The organism is Loktanella sp. DJP18, assembly GCF_049310965.1.
Classification (GTDB): domain Bacteria; phylum Pseudomonadota; class Alphaproteobacteria; order Rhodobacterales; family Rhodobacteraceae; genus Loktanella.
The window spans coordinates 1-2297 of sequence record NZ_JBMERN010000273.1; the positions used below are offsets into that span (position 1 = coordinate 1).

2 protein-coding genes and 1 pseudogene are annotated in these 2297 nt (G+C 60.9%); 1 reads left to right on the forward strand and 2 read right to left on the reverse strand.

Features of this window, described 5'->3' with window-relative positions; genetic code table 11:
* Positions 1 to 365: 365 nt before the first annotated feature.
* Together ACOI1H_RS25040 and ACOI1H_RS25045 are read right to left on the reverse strand one after the other, a co-directional pair.
* Positions 366 to 2036 (reverse strand): recombinase family protein, encoded by a 1671-nt coding sequence (locus ACOI1H_RS25040; RefSeq protein WP_422440985.1) that lies wholly within the window; start codon positions 2034 to 2036, stop codon positions 366 to 368.
* Positions 2033 to 2173, reverse strand: coding sequence for a DUF2924 domain-containing protein (locus ACOI1H_RS25045; protein ID WP_422440987.1), 141 nt, complete (start codon positions 2171 to 2173; stop codon positions 2033 to 2035). The genes ACOI1H_RS25040 and ACOI1H_RS25045 overlap by 4 nt, the downstream gene beginning before the upstream one ends.
* 52 nt (positions 2174 to 2225) lie before the next feature.
* Here ACOI1H_RS25045 and ACOI1H_RS25050 point away from each other — a divergent pair.
* Positions 2226 to 2297: pseudogene (locus ACOI1H_RS25050) on the forward strand (IS6 family transposase); the annotation flags it as partial.

Genomic DNA, 2297 nt, shown 5'->3' on the forward strand with positions numbered 1-2297 from the left:
GCCAGCGACCCCTGTCTCTCTTTCCCCTGTCCGAATTCCCTGAAATTCTTGGGCGTATTCCGCGGCTTGTGAGACCCATTCCTCAACAGAGACGTACGAGGGCAGTCGCTTTGGCGGATGGAATGGCGTTTGTCTCAGCGGCCTCATATTCGAGGTCCGCTTTTGCCTGTTTTCCCTGATACCAGCATGTTTACAGGGAATTTGGCAAATATTCAGTGATCTGCGGCACATTAGCGTGTGATTACTGATGTGGAACCAATCCCTTACGACGGAATTCCCTGCAGTTGCTAACAGGGAATTTCTTCGGCTGAACAGGGAATATCGAGACGTGGATCAGGGAAGGGTTTCAGCGAAACAGGGAGAGGCTATGCGCCAATGCCGTAGCGGTGATCTTGCACGGTCCAGTTCAAAGGGATGGTGTCGCGCATGATGTCCTTCAGGCTGAGGTTGACGGGCTGGGTGCCATCGACAATAGCGGTTTGAACTTTGGGCGAAAGCGAGATCATCGTGATGATCCGGGCGACGTAACGCTCCGAATGTCCGGCGCGGTTCGCAATCTCGCGGAGGGGTATGCCGGCATTGATGGCGTCGGACCAGGCATGGCCGTTGCGCAGGGCCGTGATCAGGGTCCGGTCCGGTGCTGCCACGCGGGGTCCGGCCACGATCTTGTTCTCGACGCCGCGGCGTCGGCAGGTAAACGGGACGTCCAGATTGCAGAGGGACGCGTTCAGGGCATCGGTGGCAAGGTTCGTCGCATGGGCCAGTGCCCTTCGGTCCAGTGTCAGGGTCATGCGGCCGTGGCCGACGGTGGCCTGGGAGATCAGCGATGAGGCCAACAGGGGCCCGTGGGATGTGAGCCTCGCGGCCAAGTCCATGACTGCCGCAGCCGCCTTCGTTGTTGTTGTGGCGTCGCACATATCAAGCACGGCATGCCGATCGGCATGATCCTGCAAATGCTGAACGACCGTCCGAACTACCGCGGTTTCCAGAGCGCGGGCCGGCAAACGCCATCCGGTCGGATCAGTACCACCGCTGACCAGCCGGTTGGAGATGTAGTAACGCAGCTGTTTGCCTCTGCGTCTGGTATGGGACGGCGTCAACAGATCGCCGGTCTCATCCCGGATCTTGCCTTTGAGCGGGGCGGCTGCCGTTCCCGATTGTCCGGCCGTTGCACCGCGCTTGCGGGCACTGGCGGATGTGAGCCGGTCCTGCACCTTGTCCCAAAGGTCATCATCGATGATGGCGGGATGCAGGCCGGGATAGGTCTGCGCCTTGTGGCGGATCATGCCGCGGTAAATCGGGTTGGTGAGCAGGTGATAGATCTGGCCGCGGCTGAACGGCCGGCCTCCCTGAACGCGGCCGCTTGCAAACAGATGTCGCTTGGAGAATAGCCCCAGTCGGTCGGTTTCCCTGGTGACGGCATTCAGACACCCGTGGGTCGCGTAGAGCTCGAAGATCTGTGTGACGCGTTCGGCTTCGGCGGGGTTGACCACCAGTTCCCGGCGGGTGTTGTCGGGATGTGGGTCGTAGCCCAGCGGCGGAACGCCGCCCATCCAGAGCCCCTTCTTCTTTGAGGCGGCGATCTTGTCGCGGATGCGCTCGGCCGTCACTTCGCGCTCGAACTGCGCAAATGACAACAGCACGTTCAGGGTCAGGCGACCCATGGAGGAGGAGGTGTTGAACGCCTGTGTGACGGATACGAACGAACAGTTCGCGGCGTCCAGCCGTTCGACCAATCTCGCGAAGTCACCAAGGGAGCGGGTCAGCCGGTCGATCTTGTAAACCACCACCATATCGACGCGTCCTGCGTCGATGTCAGCCATCAGGTGTTGCAGGCCTGGACGCTCCAGCGTGCCGCCGGAGATCCCGCCGTCATCATACCGTGCCGGCAACATCTTCCAGCCCTCGTGCTTTTGGCTGGCGATGTAGGCCGCACAGGCCTCATGCTGCGCATCGAGCGAATTGAACGCCTGGTCGAGCCCCTCGTCCGAAGACTTGCGGGTATAGATGGCGCAGCGGACTTTTGGCGCAGTCATGACTTCTTCGCCGCGGCCAGACCGAAGAACCGCGGACCGGACCAATGCGCGCCGGTGATCTCGCGGGCGATGGCGGAGAGGGACCGGTAACGGGTGTCGCGCCAGACAAACCCGTCCGAAGTAACCTCGATCGGCACTGTCAGAGGAAACCTGCTTGAGGCGGGCAGGGCGGGGCCGTAGCGTTTCGGAATGGCAAAACACAGTCCCTTTCGCTATTTCAAGACATCGCCAGAGATCATTCGCCTGGCCGTGATGCTATAC

Excerpts from the sequence above, each read along its gene's own strand:
- ACOI1H_RS25040 (WP_422440985.1), bottom strand. The coding sequence starts at position 2,036 with ATGACTGCGCCAAAAGTCCGCTGCGCCATCTATACCCGCAAGTCTTCG.